Genomic DNA, 26,967 nt, shown 5'->3' with positions numbered 1-26,967 from the left:
TGGCACCGCCGGTGGAGGCCCCGGTGCCCTGATCGTTGATGGTGGCAGTCATCTCTCTCACTTCTTATCGTGTGTGGATGGCGGGTCGGATGGCGTCTGCGCTCAGGAGTTGTTGAGCGCGTCTGCACCGGCGATGAGCTCGGTGAGCTCCTGCGTGATCTCCGCCTGTCGAGCGTTGTTCATCAGGAGCGTGTAGTCCTTGATGAGGTTCGTGGCGTTGTCGCCCGCCGACTTCATCGCGCGCTGGCGGTTGGCCAGCTCGGAGGCGGCCGCCTGCAGCATCGCGTTGAAGATGCGGGACTCGATGTACTTCGGCAGGAGGGCGTCCAGGACCTGCTCCGCGTCCGGCTCGTACTCGTACAGCGGCAGGACGTCGTCCGGGTCGGTGACCTGCTCCTCGACGACCTCGAGGGGAAGCAGGCGCACGACCGACGGATTCTGCTTGACGAGCGAGACGAACTCGGTGAAGACCACGTGGATCTCGTCCACGCCGCCGGCGGCGGTGTCCTTGAGGAACGCGTCGACGAGCGTCTCGCCGATCTCCTTGGCGCGCTCGGCGACCGGGGCGTCGGTCTGGCCGGTCCACACCTTGACGTACTCGCGGCTGCGGAAGTCCAGGTATCCCTGGGCCTTGCGGCCGAGCACGTAGAGGTCGATCTCCTTGCCCTCGTCGGTGAGGCGCTGGATGAGCTCCTCCGACTTGCGCAGGACGTTCGCCGAGTAGGCGCCGGCCAGGCCCCGGTCGGAGGACATGATCAGCACGGCGGCCCGGGTCGGGTTCTCCGGCTCGGTGGTCAGCACGTGGTCGATGTCGTGCTGGGACGAGACTGCGGAGACGGCGCGCGTGATCGCGTTCGCGTACGGCAGCGACTGGTTGACCCGCTCGCGTGCCTTCGTGATGCGGGACGTGGCGATCAGTTCCATCGCCTTGAAGATCTTCTTCATCGACGAGGTCGATGCGATCTTCTGACGGTAGACCCGGATCTGGGCTCCCATGATGGTCCTTTCCTGGCGGAGGGGCGGCGGCCCGGCGCCGGCATGACGCCGGGCCGCTCACTGATCCTCTGCGGTCAGCGCTTCTGCTTGGTGATCTGCTCCTGCGCGACCTGATCCTCGTCGATCGCCTGGTGCTCCTCGTTGCCGGCGGCGACGCCGTCCTTGCCCGAGGGCTCGAAGTTCTTCTTGAACTCCTCGATCTCCGAGGTCAGGACCTCGAGGGTGTCGTCCTCGAGCTTGCCGGTAGAGCCGATCGCACCGAGCGCCACGTCCTTGCGGCGCAGGTGGTCGATGAACTCACGCTCGAAGCGGAGGACGTCGTCCACGGCCACCTCGTCGAGGTGGCCCTTGGAACCGGCCCAGATCGACACGACCTGCTCCTCGACCGGGTACGGCATGTACTGCGGCTGCTTCAGGAGCTCCATGAGGCGCTCACCGCGGGCGAGCTGGCGGCGGGTGGCCGGGTCCAGGTCAGAGGCGAACATGGAGAACGCCTGCATGTCGCGGTACTGGGCCAGGTCCAGCTTCAGGGTGCCGGAGACCTTCTTCATGGCCTTCACCTGGGCGGCACCGCCCACGCGGGACACGGAGATGCCGACGTCCACGGCCGGACGCTGGTTCGCGTTGAACAGGTCCGACTGCAGGAAGATCTGCCCGTCGGTGATGGAGATGACGTTGGTCGGGATGTAGGCCGACACGTCGTTCGCCTTGGTCTCGATGATCGGCAGGCCGGTCATGGAGCCGGCGCCCATCTCGTCGGACAGCTTCGCGCAGCGCTCGAGCAGCCGGGAGTGCAGGTAGAACACGTCGCCCGGGTAGGCCTCGCGTCCCGGGGGACGACGGAGGAGGAGGGAGACGGCGCGGTAGGCCTCGGCCTGCTTCGACAGGTCGTCGAAGATGATCAGGACGTGCTTGCCGCCGTACATCCAGTGCTGGCCGATGGCCGAGCCGGCGTACGGGGCCAGGTACTTGAAGCCCGCCGGGTCGGAGGCCGGGGACGCCACGATGGTGGTGTACTCCAGCGCGCCCTGCTCCTCGAGGGTGGCGCGCACACCGGCGATGGTGGAGGCCTTCTGGCCGACGGCGACGTAGACGCAGCGGACCTGCTTCTCCGGATCGCCGGACTCCCAGTTGGCCTTCTGGTTCAGGATGGTGTCGACCGCGATGGCGGTCTTGCCGGTCTGGCGGTCGCCGATGATCAGCTGGCGCTGGCCACGGCCGATCGGGATCATGGCGTCGATCGCCTTGATGCCGGTCTGCAGCGGCTCGTGCACCGACTTGCGCTCGGTCACGGTCGGCGCCTGCAGCTCGAGGGCACGGCGGCCCTCGGCCTCGATCGGGCCCAGGTCGTCCAGCGGCTGGCCCAGCGGGTCCACGACGCGGCCCATGAAGCCGTCGCCGACCGGGACCGAGAGGATCTCGCCGGTGCGGTGCACCTCCATGCCCTCGCGGATCTGCTGGAACTCGCCCAGCACGACGACGCCGATCTCACGGGTGTCGAGGTTCTGGGCCAGGCCCAGGGTGCCGTTCTCGAAACGGAGGAGCTCGTTCGCCATGACGGAGGGCAGGCCCTCCACACGGGCGATGCCGTCCGCGGCGGTGAGCACGTGGCCCACCTCGGTGCGGTCTCCGCCGGTCGGTTCGTAGGATGCCGCGAAGTCGTTCAAGGCATTGCGGACATCGTCAGCGTTGATGGTCAGTTCGGCCATCTGCAGTCCCTGCTCTCTGTTGCTTTGGCGATCATCGACGTGACGATGATGCAGCGGTTCGTAAGTGTTCCGTCCCCGGTGCGGCCGACCCGCGGGTCAGCCGGCCATCCGGCGCTGGAGGTCGTTGAGTCGGCTCGACATGGACGCGTCGATCACGTCGTCGCCCACCTGCACGCGGATGCCGCCCACCACGGTGGGGTCGACGGTCATGTCCAGGACGAGCTCGCGACCGAAGGCGCGGCTCAGGCCCTGGGCCAGGCGATCCTGCTGGGTCTCGTCCAGGGGCTTGGCGACGGTGACGTCGGCGATCCACTGACGCTGACGGTCTGCCACGACGTCAGCACAGTCGCGCACGGCGCGGAAGGGCTTGCGGCCGCGGGGAGCCTTGACGGCCCGCTCCACGAGCAGCTTGCCCGGCTCGGTGGCGTCCTTGCCCAGCAGGCGGTGCGCCAGGGCCACACGGGCCTCGGCGGGGGCCTGCTGGTCGGTCAGCGCCCACTGCACCTCGTGCGAGGAGTCGGCGGTGCGGTTGAAGCCGAGCAGCTCGCGGGACAGGCCCGCAAGGCCCTCGTGCCCGCCGCGCTCGGCCTCGGCGGCCGCGGCATGGGAGGCCACGACCTCCAGGGCGTCGCCGAGATCCCGCTCAGTCGACCAGCGACGACCGGCCAGATCCTTCAGGACCTGCAGCGCACCGGGGGTCACCCGGGTGCCGAACAGGGAGTCGACGAGGCCGTGACGGCGCTCGGTCGTCCAGGCCGGGTCGGTCAGCGCGCGACGCACGGCACCGTGCTCGTCCATGACGTCCAGGGCGCCGAAGAGCTCACGGGCCAGGGCGACGCCGCCCTCGTTCAGCACCGGCTCCGCCGCCTGGAGGGCAGCGGCCAGGGAGTCCCTCGATGCACCGGTCATCATTCGGACACACCTGCGTTCTGGTGCTTGTCGAGATCAGCCAGGAAACGGTCGACCACTCGCTGGGAGCGGGCGTCGTCGTCCAGGGACTCGCCCACGATCTTGCCGGCCAGCGTGGTGGCCAGGGTGCCGACCTCGGTGCGCAGCTGGGTGGCAGCCTGGGCGCGGTCAGCGGCGATCTGGGTGTGGGCCTGCTCGGTGATGCGGTTCGCCTCGGCCTGAGCACGCTCCTTGGCCTCCGCGACGATCTGAGCGCCCTCGGTGCGGGCCTCCTCGCGGATGCGGTTGGCCTCGTGGCGGGCGTCGGCGAGCTGCTGCTCGTAGTCCGCCATCATCGCGTTCGCCTCGGCCTGGGCCTTCTCGGCCTTGGCCAGGCCGCCCTCGATCGCCTCGACACGGTCCTGGTAGGACTTCTCGAGGGCCGGGACGATGAACTTGATGACGATGAACATCAGCACGGCGAAGCCCACCGCGACGACGAGCATCTCCCACGGGTTGGGAACGAGAGGATTCGCACCCTCAGCCGCGCCCAGGATCAGTGCAGAGCTGATCATGTTTCAACCATCCTTCGGTCATGAGTCCTGAATAGGAGGAGCCGCCGGGCCGACCCTCAGGTCGGCCGACCGCTCGCTGGACACGGGCGCGTCAGGCGCCGATGACGAAGGCGAAGACCAGGCCCAGGATGGCGAGGGCCTCGGCCAGCGCGAAGCCGAGCAGGGCGATCGGCTGCAGGATGCGCTGGGCCTCCGGCTGGCGGGCGACGCCGTTGATGTAGGCGGCGAAGATGAGGCCCACGCCGATGGCGGAGCCGATGGAGGCCAGGCCGTAGCCGATCATGTTGAGAGAACCGTGGAGATCCATGGTGTTCCTTTCACGATGCCGGAGTCGGTCCCCGGCAGGGTCGGAGGGTGTTCCCGATGTGGCCCGGCGGTCACCGGCATCGAGACGTCTGTGGGGTGGCGGCCGCCGGCCGCCGCTCCGTGGCCGGTGCGCTCAGGCTGCCGGCCCCGGAAAACTCAGTGGTCGTTCGCCGCGATCGCTCCCTGGACGTAGATCGCGGTGAGCAGGGTGAACACGAAGGCCTGCAGGTACATGATCAGCAGCTCGAGGAAGTACAGCGCGACCGAGCCGATGATCGCCAGGACACCGGCGCCCTGCAGGAAGAGGGAGCCCGACTCCATGATCAGGTAGGCGGCACCGGTGCCGGCCAGCATCACGATCATGTGGCCGGCGAGCATGGTCGCCATCAGACGCAGGGAGTGGGTCAGCGGGCGCACGATGAAGTTCGAGATGACCTCGAGCGGCACGAGCAGCGGGAGGATCCAGCCCGGGACGCCGGACGGGACGACGGCCAGCTTGAAGTACTTCGGGCCGTGGTGGCGGATGCCGACGCCGATCCAGATGACGTAGACGATCAGGGCGAGGGCGTAGGCGGCGCCGGCGTGGGAGAACGACGGCAGCTGCAGCAGCGGGATCGCGCCGAAGATGTTGTTGACCAGCACGAAGAAGAAGAGGCCGAACAGCAGCGGGACCCAGGCCTTGAAGTCCTTCTCTCCGAGGATGTCCTTGGCGATGGAGTTGCGCACGAAGGAGTAGCCCGACTCGGCCAGCCACTGGGTCTTGCCCGGGACCAGCTTCGGCTTGCGCATGGCCAGCATGAAGAAGCCGGAGATCAGGACGATCGACAGGATGACCATCAGCATCTGCTTGCCGAAGCCGGTGCCGTACTCGGCACCCCACGGCAGGATCTCCGGCAGGTGGGCGTCGCTGATGCTGGGCGGCGTGAAGCCGGCGCTGGCGACATTGGCGAGCACGAGGGAAAGCACGCGGGTCCTCTCTGGCAGTGATGCGTCGACAGCCCGGCTGCCGGCTCCCGCATCCGCGCACGTCAGGGCCACGGTCGGCGGCTCTGCCATGGGGTGATGTGGTCGCGCACGGCGGCACCTGTGGCCGTCGATTGTGATCTGAGATAACGATACCAAAAAGATGCCCCCGCGAACGAACTGCAGACGCCGTCAGGAGTGTGGCGCTCACCCCATTCGGGCATGGCCTGCCCGGTCCGACGCCCGCCCCGCAGATCTGCGGCGCAGGACCCGTTTCACGCGTCAGTAGATGCTGCGGCGGGTGCGTGCGAACACGAGCACCTCCGCGGCCTGCCAGACCACGATCGCCACGAGCGCGGCCACCCCTGCGGCGAGCTCGTCGAGCCACGGCGGTCGGGGGACGACGGTGAGTGCGAGGCCGTAGAGCACGATCTTGAGGACGAATGCACCGATGCTCAGCACCATGACCATCTCGCGCTGCCGGTCCCACAGCCAGGCGATGAGGGCGAGGGTGACCGCGGACAGCAGCAGCACCAGTCCCCCGCCGAGGCCGGCGGAGGCGGCGGCCGCTCCCCCATGCATCAGGCCGGACACGAGCGCGCAGACGGCGACGGCCGCGGCGGTGGCCGCCACCGAGACCAGGAGGATCCCCCACCAGCCCCGGGTGTTCTCGCGCGGGGCTCGTCGTCGGCGGGCGGTCATCGCAGCTCCTGGGGGTCGACCTCGTCGGGGGTGGTCTCGGCCGCGCCTCGGCGGCGGCGCACCATGGGGTGCAGGGTGAGGTACCCGGCGGCGAGCAGCAGCACGGCCAGGACCGGGAGGACGACACGGTCGTCGAAGAAGTTCAGGGACACCGCTCCCCAGGAGACGAGGAAGCTCCAGAGCCAGAGCAGCGCCACGGCCTGCGGCTGGGTGTAGCCGCCGTCCACGAGCTTGTGGTGGAGGTGGCCGCGGTCCGCGGAGAACGGGCTTGAGCCGCGGGCGGTGCGGCGGATCACCGCCGTGGTCAGGTCGATCAGAGGCAGGGCGAGCACGGCCAGCGGCAGCAGGATCGGCATGTAGGCCGGCACGTTGCGGAACCGGAACCCGTCCAGCGCGTCGACGTCGGCGGTCACGGCGACGGCGGCCGTGGCCAGCAGCAGCCCGATGAGCAGGGCGCCGGCCTCTCCCATGAAGATCTTGGCCGGGCTGACGTTGTACGGCAGGAACCCGAGGGCGGCCCCGACGAGCAGCGCCATCATGAGCGTCGCGAGGTTCGAGTAGTCGAACTCGTTGATCGTCCTGGTCAGCAGGTACGAGTACACGAAGAAGGCCGACCCGCCGATCAGCGCGACGCCCGCGGCGAGGCCGTCCAGCCCGTCCACGAAGTTGATGGCGTTCATGGTCAGCACGATCACGAACACGGTCAGCAGGATCTGGATCGGCTCGTTGCCGACCGGGATCCAGGCGAAGGGCATGGCCTCGACCCTGATGCCGCCCATCGCCACCGCGAGGGCCGCGGCGATCTGCCCGGCCATCTTCGCCCACCAGCGCAGGTCCCAGAGGTCGTCCACGATCCCGAGGACCGTGATGATGCCGAGCGCCGCGAGGAGCCCGCGGACGGGGGCGGAGTCGGTGAAGATGCCGTCGAGGAAGGGCACGGTGCCGGCGACCGTCATGCCCAGGAGCACGGCCATGACCATGGCCACCCCGCCGAGCTTGGGGACGGCGCGGACGTGCATGTCGCGGGTGCGGTGCGGGCTGTAGGCGCGGCCCCGGAGCGCGACCTGGCGGATCAGCGGCGTCGTCACCAGGCAGGTGAGCGCCGTGACCGCGATGACCAGGACGTAGGCACGCATGGGGGACGGTCAGTCCCGGGGCGGGTGTTCGTCGGCCTCGGGCTCGGCGGCCTCCTCCGGCACGGAGGCGCCCCCGTTCCCCGGGGCGGGGACGCCGTCGGCGGGGTCGACGCTGGAGAAGGTCCCCGGGTCGGCGGGGGTGGCGCTCTCCGGCGGCGGGGCGTCCTCGCCCTCGGCCAGCAGGTCCGGGACGGTCTCGCGCAGCACCTCGAGCGGCAGGGCGCCCTGGCGGGCGACCCGGAAGGGGGTGACGGTGCAGTCGACGATGGTCGACGGGGTGTTCTCGGCGCGCGGGCCGCCGTCCAGGTAGACGGAGACGGTCTCGCCGAGCATCTCCTGGGCCTCCTGGACGGTGGTGGCCGCGGCCATGCCGGTGCGGTTGGCGGAGGAGACGGCCATCGGGCCCACGGCGTAGAGCAGTTCGCGCGCGGCCGGGTCGGCAGGCACGCGCAGGGCCACGGTCCCGCGGGTCTCACCGAGGTCCCAGGTGAGGGTCGGCTGGGACTTGAGGATCAGGGTGAGCGGCCCGGGCCAGTGCTCGGCGGCCAGCTGCTCGGCGGCCTCGGGGACGTCGTACGCCAGGCCCTGCATCACGTTGCGGTCCGCGATGAGCACCGGCGGCGGCATGGTGCGGCCTCGGCCCTTGGCGGCCAGCAGCACGGCGACGGCCAGCGGGGAGAACGCGTCCGCACCGATGCCGTAGACGGTGTCGGTCGGCAGCACCACGCACTCGCGGTTGCCCAGGGCCGTCCGGGCACGCTCCACGGCGTGGTGAAGGTCGGAGGTGTCCGTGACGTCGATCAGCTCACTCACGCGGTCCATTCTTCCATCATCGTCCTCTCTGTCGGTCAGGCGCGCACGGCGTGCAGCCAGCGGGGGCGTCCGGTCAGGTCCTCGTGTCCGACGACGTCGGCCCAAGCCCCCTGTGCCCTCACGGCCGCGACCAGCTCGGGCCCGTGGGTCTCGTCGTGCTCCATGGTCAGCACTCCCCCGGTCCGGAGCAGCCGGGCGGCCGTCGTGGCCATCGTCAGGGGGATGCGGGTGCCGGCCGCGTCGCCGCCGTAGAGGGCGAGCGCCGGGTCGAGGCGAGCCTCCGGCTGGGCCGGCAGCCGCCCGTCGGGCACGTACGGCGGGTTCACGGTCACCGCGTGCGCCGTGCCGTCCAGCTCGGACAGCGCCGCGGCGGCATCGCCGAGCACCAGGTGGACGCCGAGCGGCTCCAGGTTCCGGGCCGCCCAGCGGTGGGCGGTCGGGTCCAGCTCCACGGCGTGCACGTCGGCGGGCCGCCCGGTCTCGGCGCGGGCGTGGGCGAGGGCGGCGGCGACGGCGCCGGAGCCGGTGCACAGGTCCACCAGCACGGGGCGGTCGATCCCCGCCACGGCTGCCAGGGTGTGCTCGACGAGCAGCTCGGTCTCCGGGCGCGGCAGGAAGACCCCGGGGCCCACCTGCAGGCACACGCCGTGGAAGGAGGCCTCGCCCGTGAGGTGCTGCAGCGGCACGCGCTCGACGCGCCGGGCGACGAGCTCGCCGTAGCGCGCGGCCTCGTCCGCCGACGCCCGGGCGCCGGCGAGGATGCGGGCCAGGGCGGCACCGGTCTGAAGACCCATCACGTGGGCGGCGAGCTGCTCGGCGTCGGCCCGCGGGCTGTCCACCCCGGAGCCGGACAGACGCCGGAGCGCACCGCGCACGAGCAGGTGCCAGTCCGTCGTCGCCGGCTGCGGGAGGGCACCGCCGGAGGCGGGCCCGGCACCGTCCGCGGACAGACCGCTGCCGGTCATGCCGCTCCCCCGCCGAGGGCGTCGAGGCGGCGCTGCTCGTCCTGGGCCTGCAGGGAGGCGATGACGGGGCCGAGGTCTCCGTCCAGCACGGCGTCCAGGTTGTAGGCCTTGTAGCCGCAGCGGTGGTCCGCGATCCGGTTCTCCGGGAAGTTGTAGGTCCGCACGCGCTCGGAGCGGTCCAGGGTGCGGACCTGGCCGTGGCGTGCGGCGGCGTCCGCGGCCTCGCGCTCCTGGCGCTGCAGGTCCAGCAGGCGGGAGCGCAGCACGCGCAGGGCGGCCTCGCGGTTCTGCAGCTGCGACTTCTCGTTCTGCATGGACACCACGATGCCCGTCGGCAGGTGGGTCAGGCGCACGGCCGAGTCGGTCGTGTTCACGGACTGCCCGCCCGGGCCCGAGGAACGGAAGACGTCCACCTTCAACTCGTGCGGGTCGATCCGGACCTCCTCGGCCTCCTCCGCCTCCGGCAGCACCAGCACGCCGGCGGCCGAGGTGTGGATGCGCCCGGCGGACTCGGTGACGGGCACGCGCTGCACCCGGTGCACACCGCCTTCGAACTTCAGGGCCGCGAACACTCCCTCGGACGGGCCGGACCCTGTGCCGCGCACGGCGATCTGCGCGTCCTTGTACCCGCCGAGGTCCGATTCCGTGGCGGAGAGCACCTGGCAGGACCAGCCTCGGGACTCGGCGTAGCGCAGGTACATCCGCACCAGGTCCCCGGCGAACAGCGCGGCCTCCTCGCCGCCTTCGCCGGCCTTGACCTCCATGATCACGTCTCGGGCGTCGTCCGGGTCGCGCGGGATGAGCACGCGGCGCAGGCGCTCGGCGGCCTCGTCCCGGCGTGCGGTGAGCCCGGGCAGCTCGGCGGCGAAGGCCTCGCCGTCCTCCCCGGGCTCGGCGGCCAGCTCGGCGGCGTCGGCCAGGTCCTCCTCCGCCTGCTCCCACGCGGTGTGGGCCGCGACGACGGCCCCCAGCTCCGCGTACCGCCGCCCCAGGCGTCGGGCCAGGGCGGCATCTGCGTGCACGGCCGGGTCGGCCAGGCGCTCGGTGAGCTCGCGGTGCTCGGCGAGCAGCTCGGTGACGGAGTCGAACACGGCGGTGGCCTTTCGGGGTGGGACGGGGCAGCGGCGGACAGGACAGGGGCGGACACGACGACGCCGGCCCCGGCGGAAGCAGGTGCTCCCGCCGGGGCCGGCGTGGCGGTGTGGACTAGTCGTCGCCCTTCGAGCCCAGGGTGGTCTTGGAGACCAGCATGAGGAACTCGGCGTTGGACGCGGTGTCCTTGATCTTGTTGGTGAGCAGCTCCAGCGCCTGCTGGGTCTCCAGACCGGAGAGCACGCGGCGCAGCTTCCACATGATCTTGACCTCCTCGGGGGAGAGAAGGGCCTCCTCGCGGCGGGTGCCGGACGCGTTGACGTCCACCGCCGGGAAGATGCGGCGCTCGGCGAGCTGGCGGGACAGGCGCAGCTCCATGTTGCCGGTGCCCTTGAACTCCTCGAAGATGACCTCGTCCATGCGGGAGCCGGTCTCCACCAGGGCGGTGGCGAGGATGGTCAGGGAGCCGCCGTTCTCGATGTTGCGGGCGGCGCCGAAGAACTTCTTCGGCGGGTACAGCGCCGAAGAGTCCACACCGCCGGAGAGGATGCGGCCCGAGGCCGGGGCGGCCAGGTTGTAGGCGCGGCCCAGGCGGGTCATGGAGTCGAGCAGGACCACCACGTCTCGGCCCAGCTCCACGAGGCGCTTGGCACGCTCGATCGCCAGCTCGGCCACGGTGGTGTGGTCGTCCGCCGGCCGGTCGAAGGTCGAGGCGATGACCTCGCCCTTCACCGAACGCTGCATGTCCGTGACCTCCTCCGGGCGCTCGTCGACGAGCACCATCATGAGGTGGACCTCGGGGTTGTTCGTGGTGATCGCGTTGGCGATCGACTGCAGGATCATCGTCTTGCCGGCCTTCGGCGGGGAGACGATGAGGCCGCGCTGGCCCTTGCCGATCGGGCTGACCAGGTCGATCACGCGCGGGCCGACCAGCTTGTGGTCGGTCTCCAGGCGCAGGCGCTCCTGCGGGTACAGCGGGACCAGCTTGGAGAACTCGACGCGGGTCGGATCCTCCTCGGCCGGGGCGCCGTTCACGGTGGACAGCTTCACCAGGGCGTTGAACTTCTGGCGGTTGCCGCCACCGCTGTTGCGCTTCTCGCCCTCACGCGGGGCACGGATGGCGCCGACCACGGCGTCGCCCTTGCGCAGGCCGTACTTCTTGACCATCTGCAGGGAGACGTAGACGTCGTTCTGGCCGGGCAGGTAGCCGGAGGTGCGGACGAAGGCGTAGTTGTCCAGCACGTCGAGGATGCCGGCCACCGGCTGCAGGACGTCGTCCTCGGTCAGCTCGGTGTCGTCCACCTCGGGGCCGCCGCGGCCGCGGCGGTTCCGGTTGCGGTCGTTGCGGTTGCGGTTGCGGCGGGAGCGACGCGAACCGCGCTCGTCGTCGTCGCGGTCGCCGCGGTTCCGATTCCGGCCTCCCTTGTCATTGCGGCCGCCGTTGTCGTTGCGGCCGCCGTTGTCGCGGTCGTCCTCGTCGCGGTCGCCGCGCTTCCGGTTCCGGCCGCCGTTGTCGTTGCGGCCGCCGTTGTCGCGGTCGTCCTCGTCGCTGCTGCGGCCGCCCTTGTCCCTGCGGCCGTTCTCGCGCTCGTGGCTGCCGGACTTCTTCTCGTCCTCAGAGCGGTCGCCGCGGTCCTCGCGGTCGCCGCCGGAGGCCTTGTCCTGGCCCTCGCCACGGGTCTCGTCCTGACCCTGCTTCCGGCGGCCACGGTCGCGGCTGTCCTGCTCGCCCTGGCTCTGCTCGTCCCGGCTCTGCTCGTCCTTGCGGTCCCCGCGCTGCTCGGCCGGCGCGGAGCCGTCCGAGTCGGCGCGGCGGGAGCGGCGGGCCGGGCGCTCGGAGCGCTGTTCGCCCTGCGCGGTCTCGTCCTTCTCCGTCTTCTCGGCGGCCTTCTTCTGCTCGGCGGCCTTCTTCTCGGCCGCACGCTTCTCCGCGGCCTCGCGGTCGGCCACGGCACCGCCGCGCTGGTGGTCGGCGATCGCGGCCACCAGGTCCGACTTGCGCATGCGGCGGCTGCCGGTGATGCCGAGCTGGGAGGCCAGGGCCTGGAGCTGGGCGAGCTTGAGAGAGGCCAGTCCGCCGCCGGCGTTCGCGGAGGGGGCGGTCTGTTCCATGGATTCGGTCACGAAGGGTCCTTCTGACTCGGTTTCGGCCGTGGCGCGCTCACTGCGGGCACGGCTCGTCGATGGTTTCCGGCCGTGCTGCGCTGCGGCAGCCCTGAGGGCCGGGTGAAAAAGAGGGGGTTCTCCGCCACGGGTGGGGAGGTGGTCGTCGCCGTCGCGGCGATGCCTGCGAACCGGTCCTTGCCGATGTCCCAGAACGGGACGTGTGGAAGACGGGTCCGCCACCGCAGCAAGCGCCTGGATCGGCTCCCGTCAGCCGTGTTGGAGTGTCTCCACCCTAACACCCTCGGACGCCACGGCACTCACCGTCACGGTCCAGCGCGCCGCGGTCGACTCCGCCTCGGCCTGCAACAGCCCGGCCGCTTCTTCGGCGGCCGTCGCGCCGGCGGCGAGCACCAGCACGGTCGGGCCGGCACCGGAGACCACGGCCGCGTGGCCGGCGCGGCGCAGCACCTGGACCAGCCGGGCGCTCTCCGGCATCGCAGAGGCACGGAAGTCCTGGTGCAGCCAGTCCTTGGTGGCCGGCAGCAGCAGGGACGGGTCCTCGGCGAGGGCGTGCGTCAACAGCGCGGCGCGGCCGGCCTGGGCGGCGGCCACGGCGTGCGGCACGGTCTCCGGCAGCAGTCCGCGGGCGGTGTGGGTGGCCAGTCGGGCGTCCGGCACCGCCACCACCGGCACCAGGTCCGGGTGCAGTCGCAGCCTGGCGGTGCGGAAGCCGCCGTCGGCGTCGTCGACCCAGGAGGCGGTGGCGCCTCCGAGCAGGGCGGGCGCCACGTTGTCCGGGTGGCCTTCGCGGTGCGCACACGCGTCCAGCAGGCCGGCCGGATCCGGCCGGTCCCCCGGCTCGAGCAGCGCCTCGGCACCGGCCAGGGCCGCCACCACGGCGGCCGCGGACGACCCCAGGCCGCGCGAGTGTGGGATCACGTTGCGGGCCTGCAGGGCGAGACCGGGCGCCGTGGCGCCCCTGATGGCCAGATGCTCCAGGGCGAGGCGGATGATCAGATGCGTGCCGTCGTCGGGCAGGGCCCCCTCCCCCTCCCCGGTGACGCGGGCGGACGAGGGGCCGTCCACCACGGTGAACGTCACCTCGTCCCGCAGCTCCAGGGCGAGGCCGAGGGTGTCGAAGCCCGGGCCGAGGTTCGCGGAGGTGGCCGGCACGGCCACGCGCACGGACCGGCCGGCCGGGAGCGCACGCAGCGTCGGCATCAGGACAGCCCCAGCGCCTTGGCCACGGTGACCACGTCGACGTCCACGGACTCGGGGGTGACATCAGATCCGTCGGCGGCCTTGAGGGCCCACTGCGGGTCCTTCAGGCCGTGCCCGGTGACGGTGATGACCCAGGTCTTGCCCTCGGGCACGTCGCCGGCGGCATGGTGCTTGAGCAGCCCTGCCACGCCGGCGGCGGAGGCCGGCTCCACGAACACGCCCTCCTTGGAGGAGAGCCAGCGGTGCGCCTGAAGGATCTCTTCGTCCGTCACGGAGTCGATGAGGCCGCCGGAGGCGTCGCGGGCGGCGGTGGCCTGGTCCCAAGAGGCGGGGTTGCCGATGCGGATGGCCGTGGCGATCGTGTCCGGCTCGAGGATCGGGTGGCCTGCCACGATCGGGGCCGCGCCGGCGGCCTGGAAGCCCCACATCGTCGGCGTCGTGGTGGCCACGGCCGGAAGCTCCTCGTCCGAGGTGCCCGGGTGCGGGTTCACGTACGGCCGGGCGTACTCCTGGTAGCCCTTCCAGTACGCGGTGATGTTGCCGGCGTTGCCGACCGGCAGCAGGTGGTAGTCCGGGGCGTCGCCGAGGGCGTCGACCACCTCGAACGCGCCGGTCTTCTGGCCCTCGATGCGCGCCGGGTTCACCGAGTTCACAAGGAACACCGGGTAGTTCTCGGAGAGCTTGCGGGCCACCTCGAGGCAGTTGTCGAAGTTGCCCTGGACCTGCAGGATCTGGGCGCCGTGGGCCACGGCCTGGGACATCTTGCCCATGGAGATCTTGCCCTCCGGCACCAGCACCGCGCAGGTGATGCCGGCCTGTGCCGCGTAGGCGGCGGCAGAGGCGGAGGTGTTGCCGGTGGAGGCACAGACCACAGCCTTGGCCCCCTCGGCCACGGCGGCCGTGATGGCCATGGTCATGCCGCGGTCCTTGAAGGAGCCGGTGGGGTTCATGCCCTCGAACTTCACGTACACGTCGCCGGCCACGAGCTCGGACAGGTGCGGAGCCCGGATCAGCGGGGTGCCGCCCTCGCCCAGGGTGATGACGCGGGTGTGCTCGGTGACCGGCAGGCGGTCGGCGTACTCGCGGACGACGCCCTTCCACTGATGTGCCATCAGGTGTTCACTTTCCTTCGACTCGGACGACGGAGACGACGCCGCGGACGACGTCCAGGTCGCGCAGCTCCTCGACGGTGGCGTCGAGGTCCCGCTGGCGGGCGTGGTGGGTGATGATGCGCAGCTGGACCTCGCTCTCGCCCTCGGCGGTGGCGGAGTTCTGGCGCATCGCCTCGATGGAGACGCCGTGGCCCTCGAAGACGCCGGCCACGCGGCGCAGCACGCCGGGGGCATCGGCGACGGTGAGGACCACCATCACGGAGGTGTGGGCCTCCTCGGCGTCCAGCGCAGGCAGCGAGGCGATCGAGGTGCGCACGCGGGCCGGGCCGCCGCGCACGAGGCGCTCGGCCACCGAGACCACGTCGCCCATCACCGCGGAGGCGGTGGGGGCTCCGCCGGCGCCCGGGCCGTAGAACATGAGCTCGCCGGCGTTCTCCGCTTCCACGTACACGGCGTTGTAGGCGCCGCGGACGGCGGCGAGCGGGTGTTCACGGGGGACCATGGTGGGGTGCACGCGCAGCACGGCGCCCTCGGCCCCGTCCTGTCCGGTGCGGCGCTCGGCGATGCCGAGCAGCTTGATGACGTAGCCGGCGTCCGCGGCCGCGGCGGAGTCGGCGGCGGTGATCTGCGTGATGCCCTCGCAGGAGACCTCGTCGATGGAGTAGTCCGTGCCGAAGGCGAGGGTGGCCAGGATGGCGACCTTCGCGGCGGCGTCGTGACCCTCCACGTCTGCGGTGGGGTCGGCCTCGGCGTAGCCCAGCTCCTGGGCCTCGGCCAGCGCGTCGGCGAAGTCCGCGCCGGCGCTGTCCATGCGGTCCAGGATGAAGTTCGTGGTGCCGTTGGCGATGCCCATGATGCGGGTGACCCGGTCCCCGGAGAGCGAGTCGCGCAGCGGACGCAGGATGGGGATGGCGCCGGCCACGGCGGCTTCGAAGGCCAGCTGGGCGCCGTGCTCGGCGGCGATGGCCGAGAGCTCCTCGCCGTGCCGGGCCAGCAGCGCCTTGTTGCCGGTGACCACGGCCTTGCCGTCCCGCAGCGCCTGCTCGATCAGGGTGCGCGCCGGTTCGATGCCGCCCATCAGCTCGACCACGATGTCCGCGCCGTCGATCAGCGGCTCGGCCTCCGTGGTGTACATGCCCTTCGGCAGCTGGTAGTCACGTCTCCGGTCCGTCGAGCGCACGGCCACGCCGGCCAGGCGCAGCGGAGCACCGGCCTTGGCGGCGAGCATGTCCGCGTCCTCGGTGAGGATGCGGGCCACCTGGGATCCCACGGTGCCGCCGCCGAGCAGGGCGACGGTGATGGCCTGGGTGGTGGTCTGCGGCTGCGTCATGGTCCTCCTGGTGGGCGTTGCTTCGACTGTGCGCGGCACGGGGCGGCCGTCGGTGCGGTGTGGGCCGTCCGCCGTCCTCAGCGGGCGGGGTCCTGCGGGTCGACCTCGCGATCCAGCAGGTCCGCGACCGTCTCCCGGCGGATGATCGTGCGGGCCGCTCCCCCGGTGACGGCCACGACGGCCGGGCGGGGCAGCGCGTTGTAGTTGGAGCCCATCACGTGGGTGTAGGCGCCGGTGGCCGGGACGGCGAGCAGGTCGCCGCGGGCCACGTCTGACGGAAGGTACACGTCCTTCACCACGATGTCCCCGGACTCGCAGTGCTTGCCCACCACGCGAGACAGCACGGGGGTGGCCTGCGGCGCGCGGTTCGCGCAGACGGCCGTGTAGTCCGCGTCGTAGAGCACGGGACGGGGGTTGTCCGACATGCCGCCGTCCACGGCCACGTAGCGGCGGGCGGCGGTGGTGCCGTCCGGGGCGTCCACGTCCACGGTCTTGGTGACCCCGACGGTGTACAGGGTCAGGCCGGCGGGGCCGGCGATGGCGCGGCCGGGCTCGATGGAGATCCGCGGGCAGGCCAGACCGTGCTCGGCGGTGGCGGCGCGGACGGCCTCGGCCAGCGCCGCGGCGATCTGCGCCGGCGGGCGCGGAGCGTCCACGGCGGTGTAGGCGATGCCGTGGCCGCCGCCGAGGTCCAGCTCGGCCAGCTCGACGCCGTGGGCGTCGCGCACCTCGGCGAGGAAGGCGAGCACGCGCTGGGCTGCGAGGGCGAAGCCGTCGGCCTCGAAGATCTGGGAGCCGATGTGGCAGTGCACGCCGATCAGCTCCACGGACTCCGCGGCCAGGGCCGCCTCCACGGCCACGGACGCCGGCGAGCGCCCGGTGACGTTGCCGTCGTCGTCCCCCGTGGCCGGGGCCAGGGAGAGGCCGAACTTCTGGTCCTCGTGTGCGGTGGCGATGAACTCGTGGGTGTGCGCGTGCACGCCGGGGGTCAGGCGCAGCATCACCGGAGCCGTCAGACCGTGCTGCGCGGCGAGCTCGGCCAGGTGGCGCAGCTCGTCCACGGAGTCCACGATGATCCGGCCGACGCCCTGGGTGAGCGCGTCCAGCATCTCGGCGTCCGACTTGTTGTTGCCGTGCAGCCCGATGTGCGCCGGGTCCACACCGGCGCGCAGGGCGATAGCGAGCTCGCCGCCGGAGGCGGTGTCCACGCGCAGGCCCTCCTCGGCTGCCCACCGAGCCGTGGAGAGGGTGAGGAAGGACTTGCCTGCGAAGTAGACGTCCGCTCCCCCGCAGAGGTCGGCGAAGGCGGCCTCGAAGCCGGACTTGAAGGCGCGGGCACGGGCGCGGAAGTCGTCCTCGTCCACCACGAGCAGCGGGGTGCCGAAGGTCTCCGCGAGCTCGGCGGCGGGGATGCCCTGCACGGTGAGCTGCCCGGCGCCGTCGCGCGCCACGCCGGCGGCCCACAGTCGGTCCGTCAGCGCGTTGGCGTCGCCCGGGGCGGGCAGCCAGTCCGGGGCCAGCAGGGAGGCGCCCGCGGCCGGGGGCTGCGCGGACTCCTTCCCGACGACGGCCGGTCCGGTGGTCTTGTCGGGCTCGCTCATGGCGGGCCTCCTCACATTTTGGCGGGAGCGGAGACGCCGAGCAGGTCCAGGCCGTTGCGGAGGACCTGGGCGGTGGCGTCGTTGAGCCAGAGGCGGGTGCGGTTGACGTCCTGCACTGCGCCGCGGGTGCCGTCCTGCTCCGGGGCTGGGACGATGCGGCAGGCGGCGTACCAGGAGTGGTAGGCGCCGGCGACGACCTCGAGGTGGCGGGCGATGCGGTGCGGCTCGCGCAGGCGGGCGGCCATGCCCACCACGGACGGGAACTCGGCCAGCTGGGCGAGCAGCTCGCCCTCGGTCGGGTGCGTCAGCAGGGAGGCGTCGAACGCGGAGCGGTCCACGTCGTGGGCGGCGGCGGTCTCGGCGGCGTTGCAGGCGCGGGCGTGGGCGTACTGCACGTAGAAGACCGGGTTGTCGTTGGTGGCCGAGCGCAGCAGCTCCGGGTCGATCGTGATCGGCGAGTCGGCCGGGTAGCGGGCCAGGTCGTAGCGCAGGGCGTCGCGGCCGAGCCACTCGACGAGGTCCTTGAGCTCGATGATGTTGCCGGCGCGCTTGGACAGCTTGGCGCCGTTGACGGAGATCAGCTGGCCGATGAGGATCTCGATGTTCTGCGCCGGGTCGTCGCCGGCAGCGGCCGCAATGGCCTTGAGACGGCCGACGTAGCCGTGGTGGTCCGCACCGAGCAGGTACACCTTCTCGGTGAATCCGCGGTCGCGCTTGTCCAGGTAGTAGGCGGCATCCGCGGCGAAGTAGGTGGGTTCGCCGTTGGCCCGGATGAGCACGCGGTCCTTGTCGTCGCCGAAGGCGGTGGTCTTCAGCCACACGGCACCCTCGCGCTCCTCCACGTGGCCCTGCTCCCGCAGGCGCTCGACGGCCTGGCCGATGGCGCCGGTGTCGTGGAGGCGGCGTTCGGAGGTGAACACGTCGAAGTGCACGTCGAAGGCCGTGAGCGTGTCCTTGATGTCCTGCATCTGCAGCTCGTAGGCGGCCTCGCGGACCACCGGGCGGGCGGCCTCGTCCGTGAGGTCCAGGACATCCGGGTGGTCCTTGGCCACCTGGTCGGCGAGGTCCTGCACGTACTGGCCGGGGTAGCCGCCCTCGGGGACCTCGCGCCCGTGCAGGCGGGCGAGCACGGAGTCGGCGAAGACGTTCATCTGGTTGCCGGCGTCGTTGACGTAGTACTCGGCGGTGACGTCGGCTCCGGAGGCGCGCAGCAGGCGGGTGATGGCGTCGCCCAGGGCGGCCCAACGGGTGTGGCCGATGTGCAGCGGGCCGGTGGGGTTGGCGGAGACGAACTCCATGTTCACCACGTGGCCGGCCAGGGCGTCGTTGCGGCCGTAGGCCTCGCCGGCCTCCACGATCTGGCGGGCCAGCTGCCCGGCGGCCGCGGCGTCCAGGGTGATGTTGAGGAAGCCGGGGCCGGCCACGTCGACCTTCGCCACGCCTTCCTGGGCGCCCACGCGCTCGGCGAGGACGGCGGCGAACTCGCGCGGGTTCATGCCGGCCTTCTTGGCGAACTGCATGGCCACGTTGGTGGCCCAGTCTCCGTGCTCGCGGCTGCGGGGACGCTCGACGCGGACGCGATCGTCCGAGAGCTCCTCACGGAGGGTCTCCGGCAGAGCGCCGTCCTCGACGGCGGCCAGCAGCTGGGCATGGATCAGGGAGGCGAGTTCTTCAGGCTTCACGGGGCCAAGTCTAGGGGCGGGACGTCCTGCGCGTCGTCCTGTGGCGCGGGGGTCCGGCCGGTGGGTTCCCGGCGGCCCTCGGCCCGCCACGCAGCCAGTCCCCCGCCGAGCGTGTGCAGGGTGTCCGCGAGCTCTGGGCGGGCATCGGCGAGCGCTGCGAGACTGCGGGCGGACCGGGCGCCGGAAGCGCACCAGAGCACCACGGTCCGCGCGCCGTCGGGTCGGAGCCGCTGCGGGTCGGCCAGCAGCTCGTCCAGCGGCAGATGACGGTCGGCAACGCCTTCGGGCGGCTCGATCCGGTCCACCCGTCGCTCCCACCCCTCCCGGACGTCCACCAGCATCAGACCCGCGCGGGCCTGAGGGTCCGCGAACAGGGCGGCGAGCGCCGCGGGGTCCAGTTCGCCCGTGGCTCGTCCCCGCGCAGCGGCATCGGCGCCGTCGGCACGAGCAGGGGCTGTGCCGTCCTGCCGTCCCTGATCCTCGACGACGGCGGCGCATCCGGGTGCGCCGTGCGCCTCGTGCTCGCTCAGGTCCGTGACGGGTGGGCGCGCCGGATCCGGGGCGAGGGCCAGGGTGGTGAAGCGCAGGGTGAGCGCGTCCACGGTGAGCAGCCGGTCGGTGAGCGTCTCCCCCACGCCGGAGAGGTGCTTGATCGCCTCGGCCGCCATGAGGGAGCCGACGATGCCCGGCAGCACGCCGATCACGCCGGCCGCGGCGCAGGTGGGCACCTGGCCCGGCTCGGGCTCCTCCGGGAAGACGTCCCGGTAGCGCGTACGGCCCGGGGCGAAGAGGGACAGCTGCCCGGCGAAGCGCAGAATCGCTCCCCACACCACGGGCACGCCGGCGATCTCGCAGGCGTCGGCCACCAGGTAGCGGGTGCCGTAGGTGTCCGCACCGTCCACCACCAGGTCCATGCCGGTGATCAGCTCCAGGGCGTTGGCCGCCGTGAGTCGCACCGGGTGCTCGACCACCCGGCACTGCGGGTGCAGCTCCCGCATCCGCGCCGCTGCCGAGGAGGTCTTGGGCTCCCCCAGGGTGGACTCGCCGTGGATCACCTGGCGGTGCAGGTTGGAGCGGTCCACCACGTCGTCGTCCACCACGTGGATCTCCCCCACCCCGGCGGCGGCAAGATAGGCCAGCACGGGCGAGCCGAGCCCGCCGGCGCCGACCACGAGCACGCGGGAGCGCAGCAGCGCCAGCTGTGCCTCGGGACCGAAGCCGTCCAGGGTGAGCTGCCGGGAGAAGCGCTCCAGCTGGGTGTCGTCCAGGTCCTCCAGGCCCTGCGGGCCCCCGCGGGGCCGAGAGGAATGCTGCGGGGTCCGGCTCACCGCCCCTGCCCTCCGTGCGCGTCCCCTTCCCCGGCGGCGTCCGGCGTCGGGTCGATCCGGCCCACCCGCGGCGAGGAGGCCCGGGCGTGCTCACGGCGCGGAATCCGCCCGGCCCGGGCGGCGTGCCACCCGGAGGCCACAGCGAGCCGACAGGCGGAGGCCATGCGGGCCGGGTCGGCGGCGCGGGTGATGGCGGAGGCGGCCAGGACGGCGTCGCACCCGGCCTCCATGGCCAGGGTGACGTCCGAGGCGGTGCCGACGCCGGCGTCGAGCACCACGGGCACACCGGCCCGGGTGACGATCAGCTCCAGGTGGTGCCGGTTGAGGATGCCCAGCCCGGAGCCGATGGGCGAACCCAGGGGCATGACGGCGGCGGCGCCGGCCTGCTCCAGGCGCAGGGCGGTGACGGGGTCGTCCGAGGTGTAGGCGAGCACGGTGAAGCCGTCTGCGGCCAGCCGCTCGGTGGCCTCGAGGGTCTCCACCACGTCCGGCAGCAGGGTGTGCTCGTCCGCGATGACCTCCACCTTCACCAGGTCCGTCTCCAGGGCCTCCCGGCCCAGCCGGGCGGTGAGCACGGCGTCCCGGGCGGTGTGGCAGCCGGCGGTGTTGGGCAGCACGTCGATGCCGAGGCGGTCCAGCAGCTGGACCATGGAGGCGCGGGTGTCCGTGGCCCAGCGGCGCAGGGCGACCGTGGTGAGCGTGGTGCCGGAGGCCACCAGCGCACGTTCCAGAGCGGCGAGGTCCGTGATGCCGCCGGTGCCCATGATCAGGCGGGAGGCGAGCTCGTACCCGCCGATCCGCAGGGGCGGCACGGCGGTATCCGCAGCGGTGTCCACGCTCAGCCTCCCTGGACAGCGGTGACGAGGTCCACGGCCGCACCGTCCCGCGGCACCGTGGCGTCCCAGGCCGAGCGCGGCACCACGTGGCGGTCCACGGCCACGGCCACACCGAGGCGGCCGCCGTCGGCCGCGGTGCCGTCAACGGCGACCTCGCGGCCGATGGTCTCGGCCACGAGCTGCCGCAACGTGGTGCCGGCGGGGACCTCAGCGGACTTCCCGTTGAGGGTCAGCGTCAGGGTGCTCATGCGTGTGCGCTCCTTGCGTCGGACTGGCAGGTGGTCGGGGCGTGGGCCGCGGTGCCGTCGAACCGGGCGGGGTCCGCGGCGGCCAGGGTGGCGGCCAGGGCCGGATCGATCTGCGGCAGGACACCCCCGGCGTGCTCGGCGAGCGCGCACCCGGCCTCGGCGGCCCAGGGGGCCAGCAGGATGCCGTGGCGGTGGTAGCCGGTGGACACCACGATCCGCGGTGCGTGCGGGAGGGCGCCGAGGCAGGGGCGGTCGTCCGGGGTGCCGGGGCGCGCGGCCGTGTGCACCTGGTGCAGCTCGCAGTCCCGCAGGGCGGGCACCAGGGTGCAGGCGTCCTGCAGCAGGTCCAGCACGCCGCCGGCACGGGTGCCGGCCAGCCGGTCCTCCCGGGCGGTGGCACCGACCACCAGCGTGCCGTCCGCCCGTGGCACGAGGTACACCTGCCGGCCGTGGACGAGCCCGCGGACGGTGCGGTCGAGCAGGTGGTCCTCGCCCGGCAGCAGCTGGTCGGCCGGCACACGCAAACGCAGCACGTCTCCGTGGACCGGGCGCAGCGGCAGCGGGGTCGCGGCGGGGTCCCCGGCGATCAGACCGTGGCCGAGCCCGGCGGCCAGGACCGCGACGTCGGCCGTGGCCTCCGCCTCGCCGACCGCCTCGGGGCGCCGGCCGGCATCGGCCGTGGGGACGGACTCGCCTGGCGCGTCACCCTGCACCCCGCCGTCACCGGCCGGCCGGGTCCGGACTCGCACGTGCTCCTCCTCCTGCACCGCCTCGGTCACCTGTCCGGCGGTGAGTCGAGCCGACGGCCCAGGCAGGACGTCGCAGGCGGGGCGGATCAGGGCACGCAGCAGGGTCGCGGCGAGCGCCCGCGGGTCCACCTGGTGGTCGTCCGGAGCGTCCCAGCCGCCGGCGAGTCCCGGGGCGAGGGCGGGTGAGGCCGAGCGGAGGGCGCGAGCCGTGACGGGGGTGAGGCGGCCGTCGTCGGGACCGGTGCGGGCGAGCAGGTGGGCCCAGGCGTCCCGGTCGGCGGCGTCCGCGGCGACGATCCAGGAGCCCTCGGTGCGATGCCCGGTGGAGCCGGCGCCGGCGGCGGTGAGCAGCTCGATCAGTGCCGGCCAGCCGGCCCAAGCCCGGCGCAGCAGCGGGCCGAGGGCGTCCTGGCCGTGCTGGGTCTCGGCCACCGGGGCGAGCATTCCGGCGGCGGCGTGTGTGGCCCCGGCGACTCTCAGCCGGGATGGGTCCGGAGCCGGCCCGGCGAGGACAGCGGCGAGTTCGGGGGCCACGAGCTGGACGGCGTGCCCGGCGGCACGCAGGCCCACGGCGGTGGTCAGGCCGATGATCCCGGCACCGGCGACGAGGACACGCATCCCCTCGGTCTCCTCCCCACGGCGGCATGATCCGCATCGAGTCAGATGGTCGGCCTGCCGCGGGAAGCCCGGTGGGGCGGTCCCGGCCGTGTGGCCCTCTCAGCCCGGCGGTCTCGGCCCGGGCTCCCATGGAACGGCACCCAGTCTGCCACAGTGGTGTCATGGCCCATACCGATCCCGCTGCGCTGCGTGACCGCCTCGCCGACGCCCGCCTGTACCTGTGCACGGATCTGGCCCGGTTCCTGGACGCCGGAGGCGGGCTGGAGAAGGACCGCTTCTCCACGTTCTGCCGCGCGGTGTTCACCGGCGGAGTGGACATCCTGCAGGTGCGGGACAAACAGGTGCCCGTGGCGGTGGAGCTGCAGGCGCTGGCCCTGGTGCGCGAGGCCGCCGAGGCCCACAGCGCCCTGGTGGCCGCCAATGACCGCGCGGACGTGGCGCGGCTGGCCGGCGTGGACGTCTTCCATGTGGGTCAGACGGACCTGACCACGCAGCAGGCCCGTGCCGTGCTCGGCCCGGACGTGGTGCTGGGCCGGTCCTGTCACACCCCGGAGCAGGTGGACGCCGCTCTGGCCGACGAGGGGCTGGACTACTTCTGCACCGGTCCGATCTGGCCGACCCCCACCAAGCCCGGCCGCCCCGCCGTGGGGCTCCACCTGCCGCAGCACGCCGCGGCCCGAAGCACGCAGATCGCCGCCGGCGGCGGGAAGCCGTCCCCGTTCTTCGCCATCGGCGGCATCGATGTGCCACAGGTGCCCCAGGTGCGCGCGGCCGGGGCCGAGCGGATCGTGGTGGTCCGCGCGATCACCCAGGCCGAGGACCCGGAGGCTGCGGCACGGGCGCTGCGCCAGGCGATGGTGTAGTGTTGTCGAGTCCGCCGCGTCCTGGTGACGCGCGCCGACCCCCGCCTCCGTAGCTCAGGGGATAGAGCGTTGGTTTCCGGTACCAAAGGCCGCAGGTTCGATTCCTGCCGGGGGCACTCACCGACGTCGAGCCGGGTCCACGCAGCGATGCGAGGACCCGGCTCCTCTCGTTCTCAGCGCCGCTCGCGCTCCCGCCAGCCGTGGTCCACGGGACCGTGCCAGCCGGGCAGCTCCGCTCTGCCGACCGCGAGCGCCTCACCCCGGCCCATCGCCTCGGCCAGCCACGGCTTGGCCTGCCGCAGCGCCTGTTCCCAGTCGAGCCGGGCGCCGGCGAGCGTGGCCAGCGCGGAGGCCAGGGTGCAGCCGGTCCCGTGCGTGGACCGCACGCGCTGCCAGGGCCCCGTCACGACGACGGCGTCCTCCCCCGGCACGACCAGCGCGTCCGGCACGCCGGCCGGATGCTCGTCCGGGTCCAGATGGCCGCCCTTGACCAGCACGGTCACCGCGTGCCGTGCCGCCAGCTCTCCAGCGGCCTCCATGGCACTCTCCCAGTCCGGCACCCTCTCCCCGGTGAGGATCTCCAGCTCCGGCAGGTTCGGTGTCACCAGGTCGGCGGCGTCCAGCAGCCGCACCCACGCGGCGGCGTCCACGGCGGTGAGGCTGTCCCCGCTGCTGGCGACCATCACCGGATCCAGCACCACTGGGGCCGCGCAACCCTCCAGCCACGCGGAGACCACCTCCATCACCGCCGGCGAGCCGAGCATGCCGACCTTCACGGCATCCACCGCGATGTCCGAGCCGACCGCATCCAGCTGGTCCTGCACCACCTCCGGCGGCAGCGGGTGCACCGCCTGCACGCCCTGCGTGTTCTGCGCCGTCACGGCCGTCACCACGGTCATCCCGTAGCCGCCCCAGGCCGCGATCGTCTTCACGTCGGCCTGGATCCCGGCGCCGCCGCCGCTGTCCGATCCTGCGATGCTCAGCACCCGCGGCACCGCCTGTGCACGCGCTGCGGCCGGCACGCCTGCTGCGGCCGCTGCAAGGGCGCCCGTCTCCTCCGTCATCTGCCTGTCTCCCTCCGTCGTCGCCACGCACCCTAGCCGGTGAGATGAGACGCGCGCCACGGACTGTGCTAGCGTCCAGGGCACCCCCACGGGAGTCCCACGGCACGGGACTGAGATCGGGCTGATGCCGCCTGACAACCGTCTGAACCTGTCCGGATCATGCCGGCGAAGGAAGAAGGAGAGTGATGGCGCATGTCCGCGCCCGAGAACTACCGCACCCACCGTCTCGCCCACCTCGAGGACGCCGAGCACGGCATCCGCGTCCCCGTCACCGAGATCACCCAGGACGACTCCCCGGACGGCACCCCGAACGAGCCCCTGCGCGTCTACCGCACGATGGGCCCGGGCTGCGACCCGGCGCAGGGCCTGCCGCCACAGCGCGAGGACTGGATCCGCGACCGCGGTGACGTGGAGGAGTACACCGGCCGCGAGCGCGACCTGCTCGACGACGGCCGCTCGGCCGTGCGTCGCGGCGCCGCCTCACAGGAGTGGGCCGGCGAGCGTCGGGCCCCGCTGCGCGCCAAGGAGGGCGCGTGCGTCACGCAGATGCACTACGCCCGCCGCGGCGAGATCACCCCGGAGATGCGCTTCGTCGCCCTGCGCGAGGGCGTGGACGTGGAGCTGGTGCGCTCCGAGGTCGCGGCCGGCCGCGCCATCATCCCGGCGAACGTGAACCACCCCGAGTCCGAGCCGATGATCATCGGCAAGGCGTTCGCCGTGAAGGTCAACGCGAACATCGGCAACTCGGCGGTGACCAGCTCGATCGCCGAGGAGGTCTCCAAGCTGCAGTGGGCCACCCGCTGGGGCGCAGACACCGTGATGGACCTGTCCACGGGCGACGACATCCACACCACCCGCGAGTGGATCCTGCGCAACTCCCCGGTGCCGATCGGCACCGTGCCGATCTACCAGGCCCTCGAGAAGGTCGGCGGGGACCACCAGGCCCTGACCTGGGAGGTCTTCCGGGACACCGTGATCGAGCAGTGCGAGCAGGGCGTGGACTACATGACCGTCCACGCCGGCGTGCTGCTGCGCCACGTGCCGCTGTCCGCGGACCGCGTGACGGGCATCGTCTCCCGCGGCGGCTCCATCATGGCCGGCTGGTGCCTGGGCCACCACAAGGAGAACTTCCTCTACGAGAACTTCGACGAGCTCTGCGAGATCTTCGCGCGCTACGACGTCGCGTTCTCCCTGGGCGACGGCCTGCGGCCGGGCTCCGTGGCGGACGCCAACGACGCCGCCCAGTTCGCCGAGCTCGACACGCTCGCCGAGTTGACGGAGCGGGCGTGGGCGCACGACGTGCAGGTGATGGTGGAGGGCCCCGGCCACATCCCACTGCACCTGGTGCGGGAGAACGTGGAACGCCAGCAGGAGCTCTGCCACGGGGCGCCGTTCTACACGCTCGGGCCCCTGGTCACGGACATCGCCCCGGCGTACGACCACATCACCTCCGCCATCGGCGCCACCGAGATCGCCCGCTACGGCACCGCGATGCTCTGCTACGTCACGCCGAAGGAGCACCTGGGCCTGCCGAACCGGGACGACGTGAAGACCGGCGTGATCACCTACAAGATCGCCGCGCACGCCGCCGACGTCGCCAAGGGTCACCCCGGCGCCCGCGACCGGGACGACGCGCTGTCCAAGGCACGCTTCGAGTTCCGCTGGCGCGATCAGTTCGGGCTGTCCCTGGATCCGCAGCTGGCCGAGGAGTTCCATGACGAGACCCTCCCGGCCGAACCGGCGAAGACCGCGCACTTCTGCTCCATGTGCGGGCCGAAGTTCTGCTCCATGCGGATCAGCCAGGACATCCGCTCCGAGTTCGGCGGAGCCGACGAGCAGGCGCGCATCGCCGCGGAGGGCATGGCCGCCAAGGCCGCGGAGTTCAGGGCCGCCGGAGGCAGCGTCTACCTGCCCGAGCCCACCGTGCGCACCGCGGCCGACGCCTGAGCCGCGAGTCCGGCTCCGGGCCGGCGGTACAGTCCTGCGCGGCCGCCGCCCTCCTGACGCGCGACGACGGCCGGTGGCCTTCTGTGGAAGGCGACCGGCCGGCGTCGTTCTCCGGGG

24 protein-coding genes, 1 tRNA gene and 1 riboswitch are annotated in these 26,967 nt (G+C 72.5%); of the genes, 3 read left to right on the top strand and 22 right to left on the bottom strand.

All coding sequences use genetic code 11. The features are described from left to right. Positions 1–102 precede the first annotated feature (102 nt). From MLY01S_RS03120 to MLY01S_RS03020, 21 genes are all read right to left on the bottom strand, one after another. Positions 103–996, bottom strand: a complete 894-nt coding sequence (locus tag MLY01S_RS03120) for a F0F1 ATP synthase subunit gamma (protein ID WP_067189202.1) — start codon at positions 994–996, stop codon at positions 103–105. A gap of 74 nt (positions 997–1,070) precedes the next feature. Continuing rightward, entirely contained in the window at positions 1,071–2,705 is a 1,635-nt protein-coding gene (atpA, locus tag MLY01S_RS03115; protein ID WP_067189200.1) for a F0F1 ATP synthase subunit alpha, read from the bottom strand. A 96-nt stretch (positions 2,706–2,801) separates the two neighbouring features. Beyond that, positions 2,802–3,617 (bottom strand): F0F1 ATP synthase subunit delta, encoded by an 816-nt coding sequence (locus tag MLY01S_RS03110; protein WP_067189198.1) that lies wholly within the window; start codon positions 3,615–3,617, stop codon positions 2,802–2,804. Then, positions 3,614–4,168: a F0F1 ATP synthase subunit B gene (locus MLY01S_RS03105; RefSeq protein ID WP_067189196.1), complete on the bottom strand. Its 555-nt coding sequence runs from the start codon at positions 4,166–4,168 to the stop codon at positions 3,614–3,616. The genes MLY01S_RS03110 and MLY01S_RS03105 overlap by 4 nt, the downstream gene beginning before the upstream one ends. 91 nt (positions 4,169–4,259) lie before the next feature. Further along, entirely contained in the window at positions 4,260–4,475 is a 216-nt protein-coding gene (locus tag MLY01S_RS03100; protein ID WP_067189194.1) for an ATP synthase subunit C-like protein, read from the bottom strand. A gap of 155 nt (positions 4,476–4,630) precedes the next feature. Next, positions 4,631–5,440: a F0F1 ATP synthase subunit A gene (atpB, locus tag MLY01S_RS03095; RefSeq protein WP_067189192.1), complete on the bottom strand. Its 810-nt coding sequence runs from the start codon at positions 5,438–5,440 to the stop codon at positions 4,631–4,633. Between the two features lie 279 nt (positions 5,441–5,719). Continuing rightward, the gene (locus tag MLY01S_RS03090; RefSeq protein ID WP_067189189.1) at positions 5,720–6,139 is read right to left on the bottom strand and encodes a Cg1360 family ATP-synthase-associated protein; all 420 of its coding nucleotides are present in this window, start codon (positions 6,137–6,139) and stop codon (positions 5,720–5,722) included. After that, a complete protein-coding gene (locus MLY01S_RS03085) occupies positions 6,136–7,275 on the bottom strand; it encodes an MraY family glycosyltransferase (RefSeq protein ID WP_067189187.1) in 1,140 nt (379 codons plus the stop codon). Before MLY01S_RS03085 ends, MLY01S_RS03090 begins: the two co-directional genes overlap by 4 nt. Before the next feature lie 9 nt (positions 7,276–7,284). Continuing rightward, on the bottom strand, positions 7,285–8,097 hold the full coding sequence (locus tag MLY01S_RS03080; RefSeq protein ID WP_067189183.1) for an L-threonylcarbamoyladenylate synthase: 813 nt from the start codon (positions 8,095–8,097) through the stop codon (positions 7,285–7,287). A 26-nt stretch (positions 8,098–8,123) separates the two neighbouring features. Continuing rightward, a complete protein-coding gene (locus MLY01S_RS03075; RefSeq protein ID WP_082739580.1) occupies positions 8,124–9,053 on the bottom strand; it encodes a N5-glutamine methyltransferase family protein in 930 nt (309 codons plus the stop codon). After that, the gene (prfA, locus tag MLY01S_RS03070) at positions 9,050–10,144 is read right to left on the bottom strand and encodes a peptide chain release factor 1 (RefSeq protein ID WP_067189181.1); all 1,095 of its coding nucleotides are present in this window, start codon (positions 10,142–10,144) and stop codon (positions 9,050–9,052) included. The genes MLY01S_RS03075 and prfA overlap by 4 nt, the downstream gene beginning before the upstream one ends. A gap of 115 nt (positions 10,145–10,259) precedes the next feature. Next, positions 10,260–12,257: a transcription termination factor Rho gene (rho, locus tag MLY01S_RS03065; protein WP_082739584.1), complete on the bottom strand. Its 1,998-nt coding sequence runs from the start codon at positions 12,255–12,257 to the stop codon at positions 10,260–10,262. Positions 12,258–12,518: 261 nt separating this feature from the next. Next, the gene (gene thrB / locus MLY01S_RS03060; RefSeq protein ID WP_067189176.1) at positions 12,519–13,472 is read right to left on the bottom strand and encodes a homoserine kinase; all 954 of its coding nucleotides are present in this window, start codon (positions 13,470–13,472) and stop codon (positions 12,519–12,521) included. Further along, complete coding sequence (thrC, locus tag MLY01S_RS03055) at positions 13,472–14,584, bottom strand: threonine synthase (RefSeq protein WP_067189174.1); 1,113 nt, start codon at positions 14,582–14,584, stop codon at positions 13,472–13,474. The genes thrB and thrC overlap by 1 nt, the downstream gene beginning before the upstream one ends. Before the next feature lie 7 nt (positions 14,585–14,591). Next, complete coding sequence (locus MLY01S_RS03050; RefSeq protein ID WP_067189172.1) at positions 14,592–15,914, bottom strand: homoserine dehydrogenase; 1,323 nt, start codon at positions 15,912–15,914, stop codon at positions 14,592–14,594. 77 nt (positions 15,915–15,991) lie between these two features. After that, complete coding sequence (gene lysA / locus MLY01S_RS03045; RefSeq protein WP_082739578.1) at positions 15,992–17,515, bottom strand: diaminopimelate decarboxylase; 1,524 nt, start codon at positions 17,513–17,515, stop codon at positions 15,992–15,994. A gap of 11 nt (positions 17,516–17,526) precedes the next feature. Continuing rightward, entirely contained in the window at positions 17,527–19,197 is a 1,671-nt protein-coding gene (argS, locus tag MLY01S_RS03040) for an arginine--tRNA ligase (RefSeq protein WP_067189170.1), read from the bottom strand. Further along, on the bottom strand, positions 19,194–20,525 hold the full coding sequence (locus MLY01S_RS03035; RefSeq protein ID WP_082739576.1) for a HesA/MoeB/ThiF family protein: 1,332 nt from the start codon (positions 20,523–20,525) through the stop codon (positions 19,194–19,196). The genes argS and MLY01S_RS03035 overlap by 4 nt, the downstream gene beginning before the upstream one ends. Beyond that, positions 20,522–21,361 (bottom strand): thiazole synthase, encoded by an 840-nt coding sequence (locus MLY01S_RS03030; protein ID WP_280642836.1) that lies wholly within the window; start codon positions 21,359–21,361, stop codon positions 20,522–20,524. Before MLY01S_RS03030 ends, MLY01S_RS03035 begins: the two co-directional genes overlap by 4 nt. A gap of 2 nt (positions 21,362–21,363) precedes the next feature. After that, positions 21,364–21,609 carry a sulfur carrier protein ThiS gene (gene thiS / locus MLY01S_RS03025; protein ID WP_067189167.1) on the bottom strand — a complete coding sequence of 82 codons (246 nt, stop codon included), beginning with the start codon at positions 21,607–21,609 and terminating at the stop codon, positions 21,364–21,366. Next, complete coding sequence (locus MLY01S_RS03020) at positions 21,606–22,976, bottom strand: FAD-dependent oxidoreductase (RefSeq protein WP_082739573.1); 1,371 nt, start codon at positions 22,974–22,976, stop codon at positions 21,606–21,608. Before MLY01S_RS03020 ends, thiS begins: the two co-directional genes overlap by 4 nt. 161 nt (positions 22,977–23,137) lie before the next feature. Between MLY01S_RS03020 and thiE the strand changes: the two genes are divergently transcribed. Together thiE and MLY01S_RS03010 are read left to right on the top strand one after the other, a co-directional pair. Then, positions 23,138–23,839, top strand: a complete 702-nt coding sequence (gene thiE / locus MLY01S_RS03015; RefSeq protein ID WP_067189166.1) for a thiamine phosphate synthase — start codon at positions 23,138–23,140, stop codon at positions 23,837–23,839. A 43-nt stretch (positions 23,840–23,882) separates the two neighbouring features. Then, positions 23,883–23,955: transfer RNA gene (locus MLY01S_RS03010), tRNA-Arg, on the top strand. A 57-nt stretch (positions 23,956–24,012) separates the two neighbouring features. Here the strand turns inward: MLY01S_RS03010 and thiD are convergent. Further along, positions 24,013–24,903 carry a bifunctional hydroxymethylpyrimidine kinase/phosphomethylpyrimidine kinase gene (gene thiD / locus MLY01S_RS03005; protein ID WP_082739572.1) on the bottom strand — a complete coding sequence of 297 codons (891 nt, stop codon included), beginning with the start codon at positions 24,901–24,903 and terminating at the stop codon, positions 24,013–24,015. Between the two features lie 78 nt (positions 24,904–24,981). Next, positions 24,982–25,094, top strand: a riboswitch (TPP riboswitch). A 1-nt stretch (position 25,095) separates the two neighbouring features. On the opposite strand from thiD, the gene thiC reads away from it, so the two are divergent. Beyond that, entirely contained in the window at positions 25,096–26,850 is a 1,755-nt protein-coding gene (gene thiC, locus MLY01S_RS03000; RefSeq protein WP_067189164.1) for a phosphomethylpyrimidine synthase ThiC, read from the top strand. Positions 26,851–26,967: the final 117 nt, after the last annotated feature.

Source organism: Micrococcus lylae NBRC 15355 (assembly GCF_001570885.1).
Classification (GTDB): domain Bacteria; phylum Actinomycetota; class Actinomycetes; order Actinomycetales; family Micrococcaceae; genus Micrococcus; species Micrococcus lylae.
This window is presented reverse-complemented; position numbering and strand designations above follow the sequence as displayed.

Bases quoted from the DNA above. Each gene is read 5' to 3' on its own strand.
- atpA (WP_067189200.1), bottom strand. From the start codon at position 2,705: ATGGCCGAACTGACCATCAACGCTGACGATGTCCGCAATGCCTTGAAC.
- thrC (WP_067189174.1), bottom strand. From the start codon at position 14,584: ATGGCACATCAGTGGAAGGGCGTCGTCCGCGAGTACGCCGACCGCCTG.
- MLY01S_RS03105 (WP_067189196.1), bottom strand. From the start codon at position 4,168: ATGATCAGCTCTGCACTGATCCTGGGCGCGGCTGAGGGTGCGAATCCT.
- MLY01S_RS03110 (WP_067189198.1), bottom strand. From the start codon at position 3,617: ATGATGACCGGTGCATCGAGGGACTCCCTGGCCGCTGCCCTCCAGGCG.
- MLY01S_RS03085 (WP_067189187.1), bottom strand. From the start codon at position 7,275: ATGCGTGCCTACGTCCTGGTCATCGCGGTCACGGCGCTCACCTGCCTG.
- MLY01S_RS03020 (WP_082739573.1), bottom strand. From the start codon at position 22,976: ATGCGTGTCCTCGTCGCCGGTGCCGGGATCATCGGCCTGACCACCGCC.
- thiC (WP_067189164.1), top strand. From the start codon at position 25,096: ATGTCCGCGCCCGAGAACTACCGCACCCACCGTCTCGCCCACCTCGAG.
- rho (WP_082739584.1), bottom strand. From the start codon at position 12,257: ATGGAACAGACCGCCCCCTCCGCGAACGCCGGCGGCGGACTGGCCTCT.
- thiD (WP_082739572.1), bottom strand. From the start codon at position 24,903: ATGACGGAGGAGACGGGCGCCCTTGCAGCGGCCGCAGCAGGCGTGCCG.
- thiS (WP_067189167.1), bottom strand. From the start codon at position 21,609: ATGAGCACCCTGACGCTGACCCTCAACGGGAAGTCCGCTGAGGTCCCC.
- MLY01S_RS03120 (WP_067189202.1), bottom strand. From the start codon at position 996: ATGGGAGCCCAGATCCGGGTCTACCGTCAGAAGATCGCATCGACCTCG.
- MLY01S_RS03090 (WP_067189189.1), bottom strand. From the start codon at position 6,139: ATGACCGCCCGCCGACGACGAGCCCCGCGCGAGAACACCCGGGGCTGG.
- MLY01S_RS03080 (WP_067189183.1), bottom strand. From the start codon at position 8,097: ATGGACCGCGTGAGTGAGCTGATCGACGTCACGGACACCTCCGACCTT.
- MLY01S_RS03100 (WP_067189194.1), bottom strand. From the start codon at position 4,475: ATGGATCTCCACGGTTCTCTCAACATGATCGGCTACGGCCTGGCCTCC.
- thiE (WP_067189166.1), top strand. From the start codon at position 23,138: ATGGCCCATACCGATCCCGCTGCGCTGCGTGACCGCCTCGCCGACGCC.
- MLY01S_RS03050 (WP_067189172.1), bottom strand. From the start codon at position 15,914: ATGACGCAGCCGCAGACCACCACCCAGGCCATCACCGTCGCCCTGCTC.
- thrB (WP_067189176.1), bottom strand. From the start codon at position 13,472: ATGCCGACGCTGCGTGCGCTCCCGGCCGGCCGGTCCGTGCGCGTGGCC.
- MLY01S_RS03075 (WP_082739580.1), bottom strand. From the start codon at position 9,053: ATGACCGGCAGCGGTCTGTCCGCGGACGGTGCCGGGCCCGCCTCCGGC.
- lysA (WP_082739578.1), bottom strand. From the start codon at position 17,515: ATGAGCGAGCCCGACAAGACCACCGGACCGGCCGTCGTCGGGAAGGAG.